General features: G+C 70.1%; 21 protein-coding genes. 18 read left to right on the top strand and 3 right to left on the bottom strand.

Annotated elements, in window-relative coordinates:
- Positions 1-492 precede the first annotated feature (492 nt).
- The 5 genes from A6A25_RS11850 to A6A25_RS11830 all read left to right on the top strand — a co-directional run bounded on the left by A6A25_RS11850 (position 493) and on the right by A6A25_RS11830 (position 4,722).
- A complete protein-coding gene (locus tag A6A25_RS11850) occupies positions 493-963 on the top strand; it encodes a DUF6355 family natural product biosynthesis protein (protein WP_143193109.1) in 471 nt (156 codons plus the stop codon).
- Between the two features lie 202 nt (positions 964-1,165).
- Positions 1,166-2,200, top strand: a complete 1,035-nt coding sequence (locus A6A25_RS11845) for a hypothetical protein (RefSeq protein WP_143193108.1) — start codon at positions 1,166-1,168, stop codon at positions 2,198-2,200.
- 29 nt (positions 2,201-2,229) lie between these two features.
- Positions 2,230-2,904, top strand: a complete 675-nt coding sequence (locus A6A25_RS11840) for a hypothetical protein (RefSeq protein ID WP_143193107.1) — start codon at positions 2,230-2,232, stop codon at positions 2,902-2,904.
- 31 nt (positions 2,905-2,935) lie between these two features.
- On the top strand, positions 2,936-3,616 hold the full coding sequence (locus tag A6A25_RS11835) for a hypothetical protein (protein WP_073888458.1): 681 nt from the start codon (positions 2,936-2,938) through the stop codon (positions 3,614-3,616).
- A gap of 26 nt (positions 3,617-3,642) precedes the next feature.
- On the top strand, positions 3,643-4,722 hold the full coding sequence (locus A6A25_RS11830; protein WP_143193106.1) for a hypothetical protein: 1,080 nt from the start codon (positions 3,643-3,645) through the stop codon (positions 4,720-4,722).
- Between the two features lie 250 nt (positions 4,723-4,972).
- On the opposite strand, the gene A6A25_RS11825 is transcribed toward A6A25_RS11830, so the two are convergent.
- Positions 4,973-5,737, bottom strand: a complete 765-nt coding sequence (locus tag A6A25_RS11825; protein ID WP_073888454.1) for a hypothetical protein — start codon at positions 5,735-5,737, stop codon at positions 4,973-4,975.
- A gap of 276 nt (positions 5,738-6,013) precedes the next feature.
- On the opposite strand from A6A25_RS11825, the gene A6A25_RS11820 reads away from it, so the two are divergent.
- The 6 genes from A6A25_RS11820 to A6A25_RS46285 all read left to right on the top strand — a co-directional run bounded on the left by A6A25_RS11820 (position 6,014) and on the right by A6A25_RS46285 (position 10,619).
- A complete protein-coding gene (locus A6A25_RS11820) occupies positions 6,014-6,589 on the top strand; it encodes a hypothetical protein (RefSeq protein WP_073888452.1) in 576 nt (191 codons plus the stop codon).
- Positions 6,590-6,733: 144 nt separating this feature from the next.
- A complete protein-coding gene (locus tag A6A25_RS11815) occupies positions 6,734-7,447 on the top strand; it encodes a hypothetical protein (protein ID WP_073888450.1) in 714 nt (237 codons plus the stop codon).
- 141 nt (positions 7,448-7,588) lie between these two features.
- Positions 7,589-9,130: a DNA cytosine methyltransferase gene (locus tag A6A25_RS11810; RefSeq protein WP_073888448.1), complete on the top strand. Its 1,542-nt coding sequence runs from the start codon at positions 7,589-7,591 to the stop codon at positions 9,128-9,130.
- 90 nt (positions 9,131-9,220) lie between these two features.
- On the top strand, positions 9,221-9,730 hold the full coding sequence (locus tag A6A25_RS11805) for a hypothetical protein (protein WP_073888446.1): 510 nt from the start codon (positions 9,221-9,223) through the stop codon (positions 9,728-9,730).
- A 28-nt stretch (positions 9,731-9,758) separates the two neighbouring features.
- Positions 9,759-10,322 carry a hypothetical protein gene (locus tag A6A25_RS11800; protein ID WP_073888444.1) on the top strand — a complete coding sequence of 188 codons (564 nt, stop codon included), beginning with the start codon at positions 9,759-9,761 and terminating at the stop codon, positions 10,320-10,322.
- Between the two features lie 171 nt (positions 10,323-10,493).
- On the top strand, positions 10,494-10,619 hold the full coding sequence (locus tag A6A25_RS46285) for a hypothetical protein (protein ID WP_274534305.1): 126 nt from the start codon (positions 10,494-10,496) through the stop codon (positions 10,617-10,619).
- A gap of 142 nt (positions 10,620-10,761) precedes the next feature.
- Here A6A25_RS46285 and A6A25_RS46280 read toward each other — a convergent pair whose 3' ends face one another.
- Positions 10,762-10,998 carry a CHC2 zinc finger domain-containing protein gene (locus A6A25_RS46280; RefSeq protein ID WP_073888442.1) on the bottom strand — a complete coding sequence of 79 codons (237 nt, stop codon included), beginning with the start codon at positions 10,996-10,998 and terminating at the stop codon, positions 10,762-10,764.
- Between the two features lie 112 nt (positions 10,999-11,110).
- Here A6A25_RS46280 and A6A25_RS11790 point away from each other — a divergent pair, with 112 nt between their 5' ends.
- The 6 genes from A6A25_RS11790 (at position 11,111) to A6A25_RS11765 (ending at position 17,783) form a co-directional block, all read left to right on the top strand.
- Complete coding sequence (locus A6A25_RS11790) at positions 11,111-11,947, top strand: hypothetical protein (protein ID WP_143193105.1); 837 nt, start codon at positions 11,111-11,113, stop codon at positions 11,945-11,947.
- Positions 11,948-12,269: 322 nt separating this feature from the next.
- On the top strand, positions 12,270-12,662 hold the full coding sequence (locus tag A6A25_RS43975) for a hypothetical protein (protein WP_073888437.1): 393 nt from the start codon (positions 12,270-12,272) through the stop codon (positions 12,660-12,662).
- An 88-nt stretch (positions 12,663-12,750) separates the two neighbouring features.
- Positions 12,751-13,335, top strand: a complete 585-nt coding sequence (locus A6A25_RS11780; protein WP_073888435.1) for a hypothetical protein — start codon at positions 12,751-12,753, stop codon at positions 13,333-13,335.
- A gap of 234 nt (positions 13,336-13,569) precedes the next feature.
- On the top strand, positions 13,570-14,316 hold the full coding sequence (locus A6A25_RS11775; RefSeq protein ID WP_241828601.1) for a hypothetical protein: 747 nt from the start codon (positions 13,570-13,572) through the stop codon (positions 14,314-14,316).
- A gap of 282 nt (positions 14,317-14,598) precedes the next feature.
- The gene (locus tag A6A25_RS11770; RefSeq protein ID WP_143193103.1) at positions 14,599-16,398 is read left to right on the top strand and encodes a hypothetical protein; all 1,800 of its coding nucleotides are present in this window, start codon (positions 14,599-14,601) and stop codon (positions 16,396-16,398) included.
- A gap of 170 nt (positions 16,399-16,568) precedes the next feature.
- Positions 16,569-17,783 carry a hypothetical protein gene (locus A6A25_RS11765; protein WP_073888431.1) on the top strand — a complete coding sequence of 405 codons (1,215 nt, stop codon included), beginning with the start codon at positions 16,569-16,571 and terminating at the stop codon, positions 17,781-17,783.
- A gap of 542 nt (positions 17,784-18,325) precedes the next feature.
- On the opposite strand, the gene A6A25_RS45165 is transcribed toward A6A25_RS11765, so the two are convergent.
- Entirely contained in the window at positions 18,326-18,595 is a 270-nt protein-coding gene (locus A6A25_RS45165) for a hypothetical protein (RefSeq protein ID WP_143193102.1), read from the bottom strand.
- 79 nt (positions 18,596-18,674) lie between these two features.
- On the opposite strand from A6A25_RS45165, the gene A6A25_RS11755 reads away from it, so the two are divergent.
- Positions 18,675-19,706, top strand: a complete 1,032-nt coding sequence (locus A6A25_RS11755) for a tyrosine-type recombinase/integrase (RefSeq protein ID WP_241828600.1) — start codon at positions 18,675-18,677, stop codon at positions 19,704-19,706.
- Positions 19,707-19,854 lie beyond the last annotated feature (148 nt).

The following is a 19,854-nucleotide window of genomic DNA, read 5'->3' as shown; positions in this document are numbered from 1 at the left end:
CAGAAGGACCTCGGCTGGCTCAGCCCCGACGAGTACGAAGCCGCCTGGCGCGCCGCCCAGGCCGAACCGACTACCATCCCGGCATCACCGACCGCAGCCAGGTAACAACCGCCTCGGGTTATCGGGGGAACCTCAGAGCGGCGGCGGCGATCGTCGAACTCAACGGCAAGCCCGCGATCACCGACGTCACGCCCGTCGGGGCCGAGGTCGGGGCCGTTGACGATCCCGTACGGCGCGTGACGGTCCCGACTGCGAGGACTCCTGCCTGGCCGGGTTCGGCGCCACACCGCAGTCGCCACTGAGCGGTCCCGGTCGGACATGTCAGCGGCGTCGGCACGCCCTACGCGGCGTTCCTCTCAAGCCCTGGCAACAAGCCCACCGACGGTCCACAAGGGACCGCCGGTGCGCCGTGCCGCCTTCCCGAGCCCACCCCTGCCCGACGGCGGAGGAGGGCGGCACGGCATCCCTTATCACGCAACGGAAAGCGAGCCCATGCGTACTGTCATCACCCGATTGGTCGGCGTCCTGGCGCTGGCCGTCGGCCTGAGCGTCACACTGCTGGCGGGAAGCGCCTCGGCGCAGATCGCCCTGGGCGGCCCCTACCAGCCGACCGACACCGGCCGGACCGCCCATCTCCAGGCCGCCACCTCCGGCTCACAGATGCAGCAGGCACCCGGTATCCCGACCCCGGGCACCTCCGATCCGGTCGGCGCACAGCCCGGGAGCGTCAAGCCCGGCGGCGTCACGACCATGGACTACGCCTGCGGGTGGTCCGCGCCCAACCGCAACTCCTACTACAACCACTGCGGTTACGGCCGGATCCAGGTCAACGTCGAATTCTGGTGGGGCGTCGGTGCCACGCGGACCATCTGCGTGGGGCACGGCGTGACGACCCTGTCGACCCACCCGCAGTTGCAGGGCGGGCTCATCACCTACGCCTACTACAACGGCCGCGGCTGTTGACCCTGCCCGAACAGGGCGTTCGCCGCAGTCACGGGTAGCGCACCGCCGTCGTCGGGGGCGTCCGGCGCGCAGCACACACCACTTCGGCTGTTCACCGAGATCGGCCGGTCCGGCGGGGCCGACCTTCCGCGGCCGCGCCGTCCGCACCTGTGCTGGGCGGCGCGGCCGCCACACCGACATGGTCCACGGGGGGATTCACATCATGAAACGACGGCTATCGGCCGTGCTGATGCTGGGGGTGGCGGCGCTGCTTGCGGCGTGCACCGGCGGAGGCGGCGACACCACGCCGAGCGCGGACGCCACCGGGGCGCAGGACGTGCCACAGATCGAACAGGCCATCCCCGAGAAGTACCGGGGGACCGCGACGGCGTTCGCCGCGTTCCGGGCGATCGACGCGTGCGGCATGCACGACGTCGAGGCCGCCAAGCAGGTCACCGGCGACAAGGGCGACAAGATCCTGCCCGATCAGGACGGCCTGCACCTGTGCACGCTGGAGATGCACAAGTCGGAGCTGGAGTCGACCTGGACGTTCGACTTGGAGGTCGGCGCCCTCTTCGAGTCCGCCGCTCGCAGCGAGGCCGCCCCGGAGACCGTCGGCGGCATGCAGGTGTTCACCCGCGAGACCGACCGGGGCTGCTCGCTGTCGAAGCCTTTGGACGACACCCACGCCGTCGAACTTCGCACCAGCACGTTCACCGGCGCGACGAAGAAGCCGTGCGACGTGGTGCGCGAGTACGCCGCGAAGCTGGCCCCGATCTGGAACGACCCGCCCAAGCGCGGCAGCGGTGTCACCAGCCCGACGCTCGACCTGGCGTCGATGGACCCGTGCACCGCCGCCGCCGCAGTGCTGGAGACCGCCGGTCCCGGCTCGGAGCTGCGTCCCAGTGGCGTGTTCGGCTGCTCGGTCACCCCGGCGGTGGATCCGAACGCGCCGCCGCAGAAGACCCGCACCGACACCTCGGTCGAGTTCGTGATGGACGAGGACCCCGCCTCGCTGGTCAAGGCCGGCATCCAGACCGCGCGGGAGATCATGATCGATCGGTTCCGCGGGGTGGTCAACGAGCGGAGCACCGGCTGCATCACCTACGTCGTGTGGGATCCCGACACCGCGGTGGCTGTGGATCAGCAGTCCGAGGACGCCTTCCCGGCGTTGCAGTTGATCCGCGTGGAGGCCCCCGACTGCGACCGGGCGCAAGCCGCCGCGCGGAAGGTCATGGCGAAGGTGGGATCGCGGTGAAGCGCGTGATCGGCGTCCTGGTGCTGGCGGTGGCCGCGCTGGTGTCGGGATGCACCACCACCGTCGCCGGGCACGCCAACCCCACCGGCGGCACCGGCGACTCCGGCACGTCCGCCAGTGCGAAGGCCTCCGCCGGGGCCGCGTGCGAGCGCAGCGCCAAACCCGAGACGTGCCAGGAATGGACCTCCACGACACCGGTCACCGGGGACGCGCTGCTCGCCTCGGCCGGCGAGGACCCCGCGGCCACGGCGCAGATGGTGTGCTCGGCACTGTCCGAACAGGCCCTGGACACCTACCTCAAGCCGGGGCACTACCGCTTCGTCGAGAACGGCAACACCTGCTCGATGTGGTCGGGCGACGGCGAGCTGGCAGTGCGGATCGGCATCAATCCAGCCAACGCCCTGTCGGAGTACCTGAGCCGGTTCAAAGGCGACCCGCAACTGGCCTCGATGGTCACCGAACTGACCGTCGCCGGCGCTCCGGCCATGCGCGCCTCGGCGGGCCACGAGACCGACGGCAAGGGCACCGACACCGAGGACCTCACCATCGCGCCCACCGGCAACCCGGACGGCAAAGGCGTGCTGCAGATCCAACTACTGGTGCGTCAACCGCGCGGCAAGGCCGACAGCACACCGATCGACCGCGGCCGCCTCGACATCCGCGACGCGTTGATCGGCGACGTGCTCAAAACCCTTTTCCCGTAACAGTGATCGCGAAGTCCCAGGGGGACCGAACATGACCACCATCGCCAGGCTGACACGGACCGCGGCCGTGCTCGCCGCACTCACCGCGGCGACCGCGTCGCTCACCGGCATCGCGACCGCGAGCACCGCACCCTCCTCGTCCTCCCCGCCGGGCACGGCGGCCACGTCGGGGACGAAGCCGACCGGCGGGGACAACGGCACCGCACGCATCGTGCTGGGCGACCTGGACCCGCGGGTGGACGCGGCCAGCGTCGCCGCCCCCTTCGACCCCTGCAAGGTGGGCTGGGACGCGTTCCCAGCGGAGGTGCGGCCGCAGCCGGCGATCACCCCGCGCCTGCGCGCCCCGAAGGACGGCGACATCTTCGCCACGGCCTGCCGCTACGACAACAGCGCCACGGCGGAGCTCAAGCCCGGTGAGAAGGCCGGGCTCGGCGCGACGTTCCTGACGATGATCGCCTGGGCGAGGCCGACCGACGGGATGAGCGCGAACCCCGCAGACCACCCCAACGCGCGGGCCGAGACGTTCAACGGCAAGGCCGGGCTTCTCAAGCCCGGTACCAACAGGTCCACCAACGAACCCCAGTGCACCGCGATCGTCTCCCTGGCCGACGGCGTGGCCGGCATCAGCATCACCAACGGCCGGTTCAGCACCATCGACACCTGCCAGATCGCCAAGACCGTCGGCGACGCCGTCGCCGCCGCCACGCCATGAACGGCGGACGCGACCAGGTGGTCCGGGTGCAGTCCTTGTCCGGAGAGGTGACCGTCGCCGGCTCCCACGCCGAGCCGGACAGCCTCGGCGACCAGGGCCCGCCCGCGGAGGAGTCGCCGTTGGAGCAAACCCGGCGGCTACCCCGCATGAGCTGGCTGCGGATGGCGGTGGCCGGATGGCGGCACCCGGTCACGGGTCGACATCGTCGCCGCCGCGCCGCCCAGGCACTCGGGGCCGTGGCGCTGGTGGCGCTCGCGGCGATGGTGCTGCGCGACCAGGACGCGGGGGCATCGGCCGAGCGGGCGCGGCCGACGTCGACGAGTTCGACGACCGTCACGATCACCGCGACCGCCTCCCCCACGCCGACCCCGGCGCAGGAGGACCCGGCCGCCGTCGCGCCCCGTACACCGGCTGCGCAGGAGTGGGACGCGCTGCCTGTGGCACTGGTCGGGTCGACGCTCGACGTCCCCGCGGACCCGGACCCGGGCGCGGAACCCGGCACCACCATGCTGCACCCCGCCGACCCGATCCCGGTCTACGCCGAACCCGGCGGCCCGGCGGTCGCGCGGCTGCCGGAGTTCCAGCTGCTGGCGCCGACCTGGGTGCCGGTGGTCGACCGGCGACCGGGGTGGGCACAGGTGTTGCTGCCCGTCCGGCCCACGACCGGCGGTGTCGCCGGAGCCGGCTGGGTGCACTTGACCGGGTCGGTGCACCTGGTCGAGTCCGATCGCCGGGTGGAGATCGACACCGCCACCGGCGCGGTCACCGTCCTGGCCGAACTGGCGCGCGCCGACGGCGCGCACCCCGACGGCGACACGACCACCCGGCCCGCCACGACCGCCGTGGCGGGCCGGGTGGTCGGGCGCACGTTCGTCGCGATCGGCGACCGCGTCCTGGGCGCCCCGTGGTTCCTGCGGTTGCTGTGGCCGTTCGCGGTGGACCCCGCCCGGCTGTGCGCGGGCCCGCTCGGCGGCGTGGCGGTGCCCGGCCTGCCTGCGACGTCCGGGCTCGGCGCATTGGACGGCACCGGGTGCGTGGCCACCCCCGAGGCCGTGCGCGAAGCCCTGCACGAGGTGCCCGCCGGATCGGCGGTGCTGCTGCGATGAACCGCCCACGTCCGACACCTACGGAGTGGACGGGACTACGGACGAGATCCGGTCCGCGGATCGGCTCTGCCCTCGCGAGGAACACGGTGCGAGCCGCCCGCCGGCCGACGCCCGACCCGGATCGCCGCGGCGGCCGCAGGTTGCCAGGGGGCCCGGTGCCGTGGCCACCTGCCGGGCATTACCATCGGGGGCACGGGCGTTCGCGATGGCCGGTGACCTGCTTCGGCGGTCCTGCTCCTCGTGGATGTCTTCAGGTGGCATGGGGCGGGGCGACAGGCAATGTCAAAGTCGCTCGACCTGGTCGAGCGAGGCCGCGCTTCGGGTGCGGCGCTTGCGCTCCGTCCCATGCCGTAACCCGTGGTCCTTCAGCCCGCCAGTGCGGCGCTGTCCAGCTCGTGCAGGGTGTGCACCGCCGCTGGGCCGAGGCTGTAGCGGCAACGACCGCCGCGAGCCACGGTGCCCTGGGTCCTCCCAATTGCAACGGCGCGCCCTGCCGGAACCGCACGGTGAGCAGGTCTCTCTCCAGCCAGACACCGGTGATCATGTCGAAGTTGAACCATCGGGGCTGATCGGATCCGGCGCTCTGGCACCACAGCCTGCGGCTGGTCACCGCGGTCCACAGCAGCGGCGCCGGCCGCCACTGCGGCGCCGCCTGGCGGTGGGCGCGACGGCGCGCGGCGGCGTTCCGCACGACCGAGCCGATCACGAATCCGGCGACGACCGACGGCGGACCGACCACCATCGTCGATCCACCGCCGTGGTGCTCGACCTGCTCCGCGGTGTGACGCGCGTAGTGGTTGAGGTCCGCAGCGGAGAACACGCCGAGCGGGTGCTCACCCTGCTCGGGAAGCGTGACTCCGGGTGGGAGCGCACCCGAGTACGCAGCCAGGACGCCACCGGTCGACAGGTGCCGGCGTGCGGCCACGGCCTCGTGCCACGCGACGGCGTATGCCTGGTCCTTGGCCGACATCACCGAGCACTCCCTTCGCCAGTCCATCACCGCGAACGGGATCACCGTACTGCAGCGGTCCGACGGTTTTCGTTGCTCCGGTCGAGGCCGCCGTGCCGCTGTGCCGGCCGGCCCTCGCGAGCCCGGTCCTCGTCGACGACCGGGCGCGCCTCGGGAATGCGGTATCCGCTCATCGCCGACCGGTTCGGTGAACCGGCTGCCGAGGCATGCGTCGCGTGCGGCACCGGGAACGAACGAGGAACCGCACCGGGTCGATCACCGGGCCCGGCTCCGCGCGGTTCGAGGAAACCGCGCCGTCAAGTTCGAGAGGACCCGTTGATCATGATCACACATCGGCTCGACACCGCTTCACGAGGCGACCTCGACGAGGCCCTGCGCACGCTGACCGCCTGGATCCGGGACAGCGACAACTTCACCGACGTCATCAGCAGGTGGGTGCGGACTCCAGCCGAGTACCGGCTGCTGGAGCAAGGCCGCGTACGACTGTCGACGCTGGACCACTCCTACGCGACGGCGTTGGGTATGGACCCGTCTGCCTGGGTGCGGCGCCGCAACAGCGTCCTGCAGTTGACCGCTCGGGGCCGGACGCTGGTGCTCGCCGAGGTGGCCTCCACCATCGCCAAGCAGCGCCTGCCGAAAAGCGCCGGTGATGCCCTCGACGAGGGGATCCTGCCTCTGGGCGCGATCCTCAAGCCCCTCGGCGTCCGTCGCCACACCCACTCCGTCGAACGGATCGACGAGCTCGACGGCAGCGGTCGAACCCGCATGCTGCGAGTGCGCGCCACCCTCACCCTGGTCGGCGTCGTCGTGGCCGAAGTCGACGAAACGGTCCACCAGGCGCTGATCGACCACCGCCTGCCGGTGCGGCCCGCCCGCGTGCACGTAGCGACCGCATGACACCCAGGGCACGATCCGGGCATCGCGCCCGACCGCACCTTCCGATGCGCTGCGCCCGCACGTCGACCGGGCCGGTTCGGCCGGCGGACCGGCTCTCGGCGGCGGGTGCCACCGCACGGCCCTGACGACCTCGAGGAGGCGGGGATGATCCGGTACGGACGCAGCGTGGTCGACCGCAGAGGGGTCGCCCGCGCCTGCGGGGTCACGCTCGCGGCGTTCACCGGCAAACGACGGCGGCCCGCGCCGTGGCGGGAACCGGACTTCCCCGCGCCGGTCAACCTGCACCCGGACTCGCCACCGCGGACCCGGCTCTACGACCACGCGCAGGTCACCGCCTACGTCCAGGGCCTGACGGTGCCCGACCTGCCCGTCGAGGACCACCCGCTCGACCTGCTCACCGAACGCGAAGCCGCCGACCGCCTCGGCAAGACCATCGTGGCGTTCCGCGCGGCCGAAGGCAGCGCGTGGTTCCCCGCACCCGACGCCCGACCGTGCGGTGTGAAGCACTGGCACCGGTCGACGCTGGACCAGCTGGTCTTCCCCGGCAAGGGCGCGGGCGCCGGGAGACCACGCGGTGACGGCACCCGGCCGCTGCCTCGGCAGCGGATGCGCGCCCACCTCACCGCGGCCCTGGCCGCCGGCGAGGTGCCCTCGGCCGCCGAGCTGGCGCGCCTCAGCGACGTGGGGATCACCACCGCCCGAGCCTTCCTGCGTCGGCCGAGGATGAGGGTCACGCTCACCTTCACCGGCCCCTACGGCCCCGCGGTGGCCGCGTGGAACCAACTGGTGGTCGAAGTGGGCAGACTGCCCACGCGCGCCGACTTCGCCGCCCTGCCGATCGAAGTCTCCGAGGACTGATTCCCGCCTCGACACGACCGGTTCCGACCGCCGCTTTTCTGTGAATTCCCTGCACGCTCTCGCTGTAATGTTTCCAGTGCCGAAAACGGGGGTGACGCCCCGAATCCGGCACCACCTGGAGACATTCAAGCGAGGATACCCATGCTCACCATCACTGACCTTTTCTGTGGTGCGGGCGGAAGTTCCCAGGGTGCGGAGGCGGTTCCGTCGGTCCAGTTGGACCACGCCGCCAATCACTGGGAGGTGGCCGTTCTCAGGCACCAGGCCAACTTCCCGCACGCCGACCACTCGGTGGTCAACCTCTCACAGATCAACCCCCGGTTCTTCCGCCGCACAGACCTGCTCTGGGTCAGCCCCGAGTGCACGAACCACAGCCAGGCCAAAGGCATCAAACGCGACAACGCCCAGCCCGACCTGTTCGGCGAGACGCTGTCCCCCGACGCCGCCGAGCGCTCGCGCGCCACGATGTGGGACGTCGCGCGTTTCGCGGAGGTGCACGACTACGAGGCCATTGTCGTGGAAAACGTCGTGGACGCGGTCGCGTGGAGGATGTGGCCCGCATGGCTGCAGGCAATGACATGCCTCGGCTACCGCCATCACGTTCTCTACGCCAGCTCCATGCACTTTCCCGTCGTCAACACGCGGCGGGCACCGCAGTCGCGCGACCGTATTTATGTCGTCTTCACGAAAGAGGGCAACGCGGCTCCCGACCTGGAATTGCGTCCCGCCGCCTACTGTGCGCGGTGCGACACCGTGGTGCGTGCGATGCAGGTGTTCAAGCAGCCGGGCAAGACCTGGCCCGCGAAGCGCTGGGGCCGCTACCGCGCCCAGTACGTCTACCGCTGCCCCAACTCCGGTTGCCGACACGCCGAGGTCACCCCGTTCGCCGAACCGGCGATCTCCGCGATCGACCTGTCCCGCCCCGGCCAGCGCATCGGCGACCGCGACAGGCCGCTTCAGCCGGCGACGCTCAACCGCATCCGTGCGGGTCTGCTCCGCTACGGCGTGGCGCAGCTGGTGCCCGCCGGAGGCGGGTGGAACGAGGACACCACCCCGGTCACCGAGCCGATGCGCACACGGACCACCCGCGAGACCGAGGGCCTGCTCGGGCTTCCCGCGATGCCCGACGGCCCGGTCACCGCCACGCAGCAGGCGTTGATCACCGCCTACTACGGCAGCGAGGCCAAGGCCGACCGGGTCGACCGGCCGCTGCGCACGGTCACCGCCACCGAGCGGTTCGGCCTGGCGATCATGCCCGAGGTCCAGCGGCTCATGGTGATGCGCAACAACGGTACGCGCGGCGCCCGCGACGGCATGATGTGCACTCCGGCCACCGAGCCCTTGCGCACCATCACCACCACCGGCCACCAGTCGCTGGTCGGCTGGGAGCCCGGCCCCCTCGACTTCGCCCGGTTCGAAACCTCCTCCACCGGTGACGTCGAGGATCGAGGCGACCTGCCGCCCGCCATCGCCGACTGCACGTTCCGCATGTTGGAGCCCGACGAAATCCGCGCCGCGATGGCGTTCGCCGACGGCTACCGCCTGGAGGGCAATCGTCGCGAGCGCATCAGGCAGCTGGGCAACGCCGTCACCCCGCCGGCGGCCGAGTGGCTGGTCGGCCGCGTCGCCGAATCCCTGGGCTACCCGCCGCTGGAGTACGACGAGCCCGCCCTGGCCGCCTGATCTCCACTCCCTCGCATCACCGGCCGGCGGGTTACAGCCCGCCGGCCGGCCCACCCCAGGCCATCACCGGCCCCTTGGAAGAAGGACCACGTGACCGCCACCGATCCCTTCGACAGCCACGACCAAGCCGTGCTTTCCGCCACCGCCTTGGTGACCGAAACAGCCCGGGCGCATCTGGCTCGCCTGCACACCACCCGCACCCAGCGCAGACTGCGCGCCGCACTGCCCGGCGCGGCGCTACTGCTGGTCGACACCAGCGACTACCTGCACGGCCAGGACGAGCTGCGGCTGCTCGCCGTCCGCGACGATGACGGAGTCGAGCTGTGGCGTGCGGCCGACGGGCCAACGCCCCGCATGCCCGCAGGCACCGGCCGCTGGGAGGACCTGCTGCCGGACCTGCGACGCGGCCTCGAGTGCGCGCTGACCCCCAACCCGATCGGGGAGCCCGGATGGCGGCCGACCGCTCCCGAGCCCGACACCGAGTCCGACGGCATCCACCAGGTCGCCCTGGTCGCCGGACTGCCGACCACCGGCGGGCACGACCCCGAACGGCTGCGTGCGCTGATCGCGCAACTCAGCCCGGCCCGTGTCCCTGCCTGACCTGCCCACGTCGATACGGAACGGACCAATGACGACCGACCGACTACTCCCCGACCGCTCCCCCGCCGACAACCACGTCCACACCGGACGCTCCGACGACCAGGCGCTCGACCGTCTCGCGCGACTCGCCGAAGAGCTCGGCCTCGCAGAGACGGACCTCGACGAGTTGGTGGACGAGGTGACGCACTCCAGGGCCTCTGCACAGGTCAACAACCACGACGTCGAGCCCGACCCGGACTTCGACGAAGCCTTCGACCGGCTGCACGACGAGGCGGACCGCACCGCGAGCGCGATCAACAACCAAGGACTGTCCGGCCAACTCGCCGCGCTGCTCGACGCTCACGGCGAATCCACGCTGACCACCCTGCTGCGCGACCGGTGCGATCCCGCCACCGGTGCCCGCCGGCCCGGGATGCAGCCCGCTCGGCTCACCTGGGCTCAGGTCGAGGGCAACCCTGCCTTCCACTGCACCGTGGAGTTCGACGCCGACGGTGCCATGGTCACCGACTCCCTCGGCCGTCCCACCCACGACCGGTTGCGGACCAACGTGATCGGGAGGGTAGAAGCGACCAGCACGTACCCCGGCTCCTGAACGGCAGCCGCAGTGAGCCGCACCATAGGATGGTCGGGACGCGACGGGCCTGCTTCCGGCGCCGCGCCGATGCCAGGAGGTCACGCGATGTCAGCCAGTTCTCGTAGACCACGTGTCGGCGGCTGGGTCGAAATCGTCAGTGGCCCGCACGCTGGCGTAACGTTCCAGCGGATGGTCGACCACGACGACGTCTACTGCTCGGACCACTTCTGCCTCGGCTGGGCGGAGTTGCTCGACTACGCGGGGCCCGGTGGCGTCCGTAGCCACAGGGTGAACCGCCGCGTCACCTCCGGCTGACTGTCGCGGGGCGTAGGACAACCTCGGAAAGTCGTGTAACGAACCTCGGACAACGTCGCGCTCCCGCCCGCCGTCAGGACCGGGCGATCGCCGGGACCGTCGGCGGGAGCGGGACGATGCAGTGCTGCGATGTCGCGGCAGGTCAGCCGTGCCGCTCGACGGCGGCGCGAAAGGCGCGGGCGTCGCCGCCTTCACCACAGCCATAGCAGCAGAACGTGCCGTGACCTGGGCGCACCCGGAAGGCGGTGGAGCCGCAGAACGGACAGGTTCCCCGCAGAACGCCGACGTCCAGGACGGACAGCTCGGCGTACGGGGAGACGGCCGCGACGATGTCGCGTGGGTCGGGCGGGTCGAACGCCGCCACGCTGGTGCGGGCCACGGCCGCACCCTAACCGAGCTCGAGGCACCGTACGGGCTCTTCCGTGTGCGCCCGTCCCCCGGTGTGGTGACGGCGGCATTGCATCCGGTGGTGTGCTGGTTGAATGCCGGGCGTGCGCGCACTGCTGCTGTCAGCCGGTCCCGGTGACTCCTGGTACGGCTCGGAGGTGTTCTGGGCGATCGTGGGTGCGGTGGTCGGGGCGCTGGGAGTCTGGGCGGCGTTCCGATCGGCCCGGCCGCGTCGCGCTCTGCACGTTGCGTTGGCCTGGCAGATGCAGCCAGCGGGGACGAACTGGGAACGGGAGGCGGCCGAGGCCGCGAGGCTGACGCGCCGGGTGGTGCGCGATCCGCACGTGGCGACGGTGACGGTGGTGGCCTCCGGTGCTCGTGACATCGCCCGGTCGGCCTTTGACGAGCGGCCGTTGGAGTTGGAGTTCGGCGTGCCCGTGGTGGCGGTGCTGTCCGCCCTGAGCGAGCCGGGGCGCGATGGTGTACCCGACCCCGCGCTCACCGTGACCGACACCACCTTGCGCGTCGGACCGGCGCTGCTGGCCCGCCGGCACGCTCTGCTCTATACGGTGTTGCTCGACGGACCATGTTATCTGAAGATCCGCAGTGAGTTGCCCGACGTCACCATCCTCGGCCCGACCCGGCGGCGGGTACGGTTTCGATGGCTGCTGGCCTTGACGTTGGGACCGAGTGCGGCGTGGCCGCTCGTGTACGCGGCTGGCCTGGCGCACGCCACCTTCGTCACCGGCCGCTTCCACCCGACATTGGAGCCGCTGCTGGGTGTGCTGGCCGGCCTGGGGTTCGGGTGCTTCATGACGGGCACGTTCCTGGCGTTCACCGGCGTGTCGGGCCGGGAGTCCGATATCGAAATCCGCAACAACTTCCACCGCCCTGCGCCGCAGCCGCCACGCCTGGACACCCTTACCCACGATCGACGCTAATCCGCCGTCAGCGCTTGTGCAGTCGTTTGACCGCTTGGTGGAGACCGGGAGCGAGGAGCCCAGTGGTCACGTAGATCACTGGGCCTCCGCCGGTCAGAGCGAACCCGTCAGTGTCACGCTTCCAGACCTACTGCCGGATCGTTCGTGTGCCTGGCGGTGCGAACGGCTCCAGTCAGGCACGACCACGTCTGCAATTCGTGACCCGCGTGAACCGCGCATCGCCGCCGACACCACCGCGGCCCCAATCGAGTTCCCTTCCTTGTCACTTTAGGTGACGAGCGCCTGAGCCGAGTGGACCCTGCACGCACCGGGCGATCCCAGCATGATCGCGGCGCGCCTGAAGACCACGATGCCCGAGTTGACCGAACCGTCCGAGCGCGGTGACCGACTGCACTGGGCGGTGGCCGCCATTCCCAGGATCCCGGGCGGGCTCTACGGTCCATCCCCGGAACTCGTCTGGCACGGCGTCGAAGCGCAGCCGGGCCAGGCATGCGTGCACTGTCTCGCCTTCGGCGTCCTCGGCACGTGCCCCGGCCTGCACCACCACATGACCCGCGCGGTCCGGCGGTTGCGTAAGGACGGCCGGAAAGTGGTGTTCGGCGCCTTTCCCGTACCCGTGGACGCCGACCCGCACGGCCCGGCCGCCACGGACGCGCTCCGACGCGCCCGCACCGCGACCTCCAATGTCTGGGTCGACCGGCTGTCCATCACCTGACCGCGACGGCGCGGACCAGCGGGACGCAGCCACCCCCGGCCCGCGCCACCCCAGGCCATCGCCCACTCCGATCCAGGAGGTCACGACCGTGCCCACCACCACCGCCTGCCTCGCCTCCGGCGAGACGATGACGTTCGCTTTCGACCTGCCGCCGGGCCTGATGGACGCCTACGGCACCGTCACCGCGCTGGACTACCGCGACGGTGGTCCCCAGGTGACCGTCCTGCTGCACAGCGGACTGACGATCACGCTGCGTCCCGAGGGGATCGAGTTGACCGAGCGCCGGTGGCGCCTGTTGGGCCGCGCCCGTTCCCTGCGGCTGGACGGTGTGGTCGGCGGCGGACCGGACTCCCACGGCTCGGCCGTCGACGTGCGCCGAGCGCTCTACGAAGCAGGGTTGTTGTGCCGGAACTGCGGTGCCCCCGTCGCCGGGGAGGTCGCCGAGACCCTCGGTCGCTGCGACGACTGCCGTCCCACCGACTCGGACGGCATCGCCGCCCTGATCACGTCCGGATGCCCCGGTGCGCACGACGTGCGCAACGACGACACCCACGACGCCGACGAGCACGGCACCTGTGTCGACTGCCACCTACCGCTGGGCCGGCTGCGGACACGGGCCGAGGCCGCCGCCGGCCCGGACACCGCACGGGCCGGCCGCCACCGCCTGAACTGAACAAACAACATCTGAAAATGGGTGCGTTCGCCGATCGGATGCGGAGAACGCACCCATTTTCACATTCGCGGACACGGTAGGTTTGAACACGTCGGGAATCGGGGGTGACGCCCCGAGTGCGACAAATCCTGAAGACATCAAACGGGACGGAAAACGCCGCGCCGCAGATGCCGATGGCGCGTTGCGCCGAGTCGCGGCCGGAAATCGCCGCACCCGCCCCGATCACCGAGGGACGTGTTCACCGTGCTCATCCTCAATGGCGGCGCCCTGCCCACTCTGCTGAAATGGCGCGAACGTCACCCCGCAGCTCCGGACCACCTGGGCAGGCTCGCCCGCCCGCGACACATCAGCAGGCTCCGCGACACACTCGAAGCCGGGTTCAAGGTCGGCGTGGACTGCGAGGCGTTCGTCGGTTTCGACCAGGCCAAGTTCCTCGCCCAGCTCATCCGCATCGAACAGGCGCTGTACGGCCGCGTGCTCAGGCACTCAGAGCGCATCGCGCCCCTGGGCTGGGAGATCCCCGGCGACCTGCCGATGCTGCCGCTGCTGCCCGCCTGGCACGAGAACCTGCTGTTCGTCGTGGTCCCGGACGTGCCGTTCGACGCCGAGGGCACCGCCCGCCTGTGGGCGCAGTGGACGCCATGGATGTCGCATCTGCCACTGGCGCTGTGCGTCCAGGACGGTGCCGAGAAGACCGGAATTCCCTGGGGTTGGCCGAACCTGCGATGCCTGTTCATGGCCGGATCGGACGACTACAAGGAATCCGTCGAGATGGCGGCCATCTGTCGGGAAGGCAAACGGCGTGGTTTGCACATCCACGCCGGGCGGGTGAACTCCCGACGCCGCATCGACTATCTACTGGGTCTGGACTTCGTGGACAGCATCGACGGCACGGGATTCGACCAGTGGCGTGACACGCATCTGGGATGGGGCCTCGACCGGGTTTCGGGCATGCACGCGCACCAAGGCGTGCTGCTGTGACAGCGTCCTTCTCCGGCAGCGACGGAGAAGGACGGAACCGTTCCACCACCGCCGCTTTTCCAGTCGTTGCGGCATTCCCTCCACGGTATTGTTGCCCTTACCGGAGGCAGGGGTGACGCCCTGACTCCCGGCCGAATCCTGAAGACATCGGAGGAGAGCGTCCGCATGGACAAGAGTGCCCGATCACTGATCGGAAAAAGGGTCGTGACCGATCTGACCGATTCCGAAGACCACCGTATTCAAGGCGTCGTCGTCGAGGAAGACGACGCGGACGGAAGGGTCATGATCTTCCCCGACTTCGGGCGACGCGAGCAGTGGGTGCCCGCCGGAGCGGTGACCGTGGACGTCGACCCGTTGGAGCAGCGCACAACCCGGCACCTGGTCTCCACGCTCCGCGTGCTGCGGTCGAGATTGTCCGTGGAGCGCCACACCGGCGAGCGTCCCGCGACGGTCGGGCTCCGCGACCAGATCCACGCGATCGACAACGAGTTGATGTTCCGGGGGTTGGGGGAACTGGCCGACGCCGTTCGGGCCGAGCGGCGCGTCGCGGATTCCTGGTACGACCGCACACCTTCGCGTCCGGACTGGCAGCGGGAAGCCGAGGTGGTGGTGCGCAGCAAGGGCGAACTGCGTGTCCTGCTCGCCAGGATCGACCGCATCCTGTCGGTGTGCGGCGATCAGCGACGTGTCATGCCCGACGAGCCGATGGGCACGGCCCTGGTCTACGTGTGGGCCGACCGTCCGCCGGTGCCGGTGATCGTGTGGCGATGGGCCGGCTACGGTAACCGTCTCGTCATCCAGTACACGGAAGGCGCACCCGGTACCAGCGGCTACTTCGGGCTGCTGAAGGACTCGTTCACCATCACCACCGCAGGCTTGCACCGGTTCACCACCGCAAGCGGAGCCACCGCGCTGCCACCGGCACCGCTGCCCTTCCACCCCCTGATCGGCAGCCGCGTGAACTCGGCCGCCGACCTCGGCACCGGCACGGTCACCGGGGCCTTCAGGCTGGTGCGGCCGGGAACCCAACTCCTCGATACCGACGTCGAGTTGTCCGTGGCCCTGGACGACTCCGCCGAGGACGGTCAACCTGTGGTGAGGGCCGAGTGGTCATTGACGTTGGTGCCCGAGCAGCAGCGCTACTGCGTGCACTGTTTCGAGACGCTGCTGCCCGACGGCGGTCACCGGCGCTTCCAGGAGTGCGCCGATCCCAGTGAACCCGTCACCCGACAACGGCTTCGTGCGGCAGTGCGCGAGACCGCCGTATTCCGCGAGGTCCTGGACGACGAGCTGTTCCCGGCTGACGACGGCGAGGCCCGCCGGTACCGTGCCGCCCGCGCCGCCGTCGAGACGCTGCGCACGGCGATGCTGGCCAACCGGAAGGTCACCGGCCACCCCGCGATCGAGGCGGACGACCATCCGCTGATCGGATCCACCGTGACCATCGCGGACCACATCGAGGAGGGGCGCGGTCCAGCGGCCGGAACCGTGGTCGGCGCCTACTTCGACTACGTGTCGCACGCCGACAAGTACATGCTGACGATGCGGGTCGAGGTCTCGGACTCGGCAGGCGAGGACCACATCGTGGTCGAGCCCTACGAACGGTTGGTGTTCGTGGGTGGCCCGGACGACGCCGTGATCTTCACCGACGACCTCGGCCGGCCGGGCATCGGCCGCATCACCGGCTACGAGGCTCCCGGACAGGGCGGGATGAAGGTGGTGGTCTCCCACGTGGACACCGGACGGCCGTCGGCCTGCCTCCCCCGCGACGTCGCGTTGTTGGAGGACGCCGAGCACGTCGCCCGTCTGCGGCTGCTGTTGGAGGAGCACGCGGGCAACGCCGAGACCGCCGACAGGGAACGCGACGCGTTTCGGACCATCCTGGCGGCTTTGGCTCCGCAGACGCAGGCCGGCCGCGGCCAGGTACGTGAGGCGCTGGACAACTGCGAGTGGGTGGCCGCGCGCCTGCTGCACCGCGAATGGCAACTGCGGCTGCTCCTGCTGGAGTGCCAGGCCGTGCTGAATCGCCGCCACGTACTGCTGTCGCACACCAACGGCACCACCAAGCCGAACGGCCGCTGACCTCCGGCTCCGATGGTTCCGTCCGGCGCCCGCAACGCCGGACGGAACCGTCGGCCCGGGACGCCCGACCGCAGCCCCGACACCTTGCTCCGCACCTCCCGCGCGGCGCATCCGGAGTGACGCCCGGTGCGCCGCGCCCACCTGAAGACACCATCGAGGAGTGCCCCACCATGTGCACCACCAAGCAGGCCACGACCGAGCCCGCCACCACGGAGCGGGTCACCACCGTCCCGGCGGACTGGCGGCCCGCTCTGGTCAGCCGCCCCAACGGGACCGACGCCGAGCCCTTCGTACTCGCCCCGACCGACGTCGAACTGCTGCCCGCCGACCATTCCGTCACCGTGTTCGCGGTGCGCGGCTACAACCGCCGCGAGCCGGTGCAGGTTCCGGCCGGCCGGATCGCCCTGTACGACCCCGCCCTGTACCTGCCCGCCGAGGTCACCGACCTGCACCAGCACGAGAACTACCTGGCCTGGTGCGCCTACTGCGGCATCGAGATGGAGCCCACCGGTCCCGGCGACCACACCTTCCCGGTCCCCGCCGAACTGGAGAACCAGAACGCGATCTGCCCGGCGCACCCGCGCAAGGACCGACCACGACCCCACCTCGCCGTCTACTACCTGGTCAACCTCCTCACCATGCAGCCGATCCTGCCCGGTGACGGGTTCCCGAACCGCCGGGAACACCAGCACGCCGAGGCCCGACGGATCGACCAGGAGCGCACCAGGGCGCTCCGCGACGTACCGCTCACCACGTCCGTGCTGGCGGCACTGCTGGACGCGACGCGCGGCTACGAGCACGACGTCGTCACCAGGGCGGCCTTCCGTGCCGGCGTCACCGGCCGCCGTGAACTGCCCCCTCTCGACCTCGCGCAGCCACCCGGCGAGCACCGGCACGTCGCCGACCTGGAAGAGCAGACGCAACTGCGGGTCGTCTTCTGGGCACCGGCGGACGCCGACCTGGACGAAGCCGCCGTGAACGCGGTGCGCGCCGGCACCGGCGTGCAGCGACGCGTGCTGAAGCACACGGTGCTCGACGTGCGGCCATTGGAAACCCCGGCCACGCCAGACTCCCCCGATGCGCGGATCGCCGAGGCCGAGCGGCAGGCCCGCGAGGCCGGCCGCCAACACGCCGCGGCGTGCATGTCCGCCGCCGCGCGCGCCGTCGCGGTCCCGTTCCCCACGGCCGCCACGGTCACCGTCGAGGTCTCCGACGGAACCGTCGCCGTCGTCGCGGTGGACGACGCCGCCGGTATCCAGCTGTGGGAGCTGATGGAGGGCGAGATCCACACCGCACTGACGACGGCCGGCGCGTTGCTCACCTCCGCGTTGCGCTTCTGCACCCCCGAGGAGTGCGGATGGGTTCCCGGTCGCGTGGATCTGTGATCCGGTCGAGCCCAGGACACCCGGCGAACGTCTCCGAGGACATCCAGACGACGCGCGCGACTGTCCGGACGATCCGTCGCAACGCTCGCCCCTTGATGACGCAACAACCAGCCGATAGTAACACAAAGTAGCGTAAGTTAGTCCATTCGAGTGAACTTTTGCGCCTCCTGCACCCTTGATCGTGACGGAGCGTCAGATTTCTTCTTAAGGTGCAAGGCGAGGGCGACGCTCCGGGACGGACCGCAGACCCTCCGAGGGGACAGCCGACAGCCAGTCGTGCTTGGACGCGTCCGCACATCAGTCGCAGTGCCGACGAAGTCCGACGCTTCACGTTCGAGCGACATGGGGGAACGCATGAACACCGACAGTCGGGTCAGCACCCGCACCACGATCGGATGGCGCCGTCGACACCGCCGACCTCCGACTCGGACAACGTGGTCATCCGCGCATTGTCCCTACCAGCGGTCGCGCCCGACCGAACTCGTGCGCGCTCAAGGAAACTCGACGTCGGAGACCTGTACGCTAGGGTCAACAACACCACACTACACTTCGCACTGTCCTCTGTGGACCATCGCGGGCGACTGACCAGTCGGCAAACCTTCGGCCACCTGCAGTGGCACCCCGGGAAAGCCCTTGTAGGCACGTTTGGGCGCAACTATCTCCTGCTCCGTCCCGCCCCCGACGGCGAGCTCACCGTCGGCGAGCGCGGACGACTTCTGTTGCCGTCCAACCTTCTGCACTACTGCGGGATCGGCACCCACCGACAGACCCTGTTGATCGCCGCAGCAGACCACGACATGCTCGTCGTCCATCCACAACAGAACATCGCGGAGATGGTGCGCGGGTTCCACGAGACACAGTTCCAACGGAACGTGCACGGGAGGGTTTCCGGTGACCACCGCTGAGGAACTGGCCATGGCGCACTTGTTCCTCGAGCGCCTGGGCATCTCCCTGGAAGACCTAACCAATGCCGCCCCGCCGCCAGCGGCGCCGACGTTCGCAGAGTTCATACCGATCGTCAGCAACGCGGTACCAGTGGGAACTCGCCGGGTCTACAAGCCCTACTGGGGGAAGCTGATCAAAGCCTGGGGCGCGCTGCGCATAGACGAAATCGTCGCCACAGACGTCAACTGGTTCATCGAACACACCAGAAAGACCGCAACCGTACGGCGATCGAGCCGGGGCGGACACAGCGCCGCCGAACACGGTTACCGCGCACTGCGGTGTGTCTACAGGTACGCGATAGGGAACAGAGTGATCGACCAGCGAAACGACCCCACCGCCATGGTAGCCAGACCGAAACATGTCAAATCCAACCGGCACGCGATCGACAACACCCTGCTCGGCGAGATCGCGGAAGTCGCCTCGACCACCGGCGACGACCCCGCACTCGACGCGATCATCATCCGCCTGCACCTGGAGACCGCCGCACGCCGAGCCGGAACACTGGGCCTACGAAGGCGGGACCTCGACCCCGAACGATCACTGATCAACCTCTGCGAGAAGGGCGACATCACACGCTGGCAACCGGTTTCCCCCACCCTGATGAAACACCTACTACACCTTACGGAAACCCGCGGCGACCACGACGACGACAGCCCGGTCCTCCGCTATCGGAACGGAAAGTCGATCACGACGCGACGCTACGACTACCTCTGGGAACGCATCGGCCAACACGTGGACACCGTAAGAGCGCTCGGCATATCGACCCACTGGCTGCGGCACACCACGCTCACCTGGGTGGAACGCAGCTTCGGCTATGCCGTGGCCCGGGCCTACGCGGGTCACGCCGCCTCCAGCACCCGTTTCGGCGTGACCGCCACCTATGTACGCGCCGGCATCAGCGAAGTCGCCGAAGCTCTCGCCGCATTGACCGGGGAAGCCCATCCGCTCGCCCCGGCCGCTGACCCCGAACCAGGCTGACCTCTACGAGAGCAGGCAGGACAGCGGCATCCCCACCGTTCGACAAGCGGGAGCAGGTGCCACCGGTTCCAGTCCGCAGCCCAGAGCGGCACGCTCATCCCCAGCGCCGCACTCACCACGGTCCCGGAGCTGAACCCGAAGGGCAACC

It is taken from the genome of Saccharothrix sp. CB00851, from assembly GCF_001905065.1.
Taxonomy (GTDB): domain Bacteria; phylum Actinomycetota; class Actinomycetes; order Mycobacteriales; family Pseudonocardiaceae; genus Actinosynnema.
This window is presented reverse-complemented; position numbering and strand designations above follow the sequence as displayed.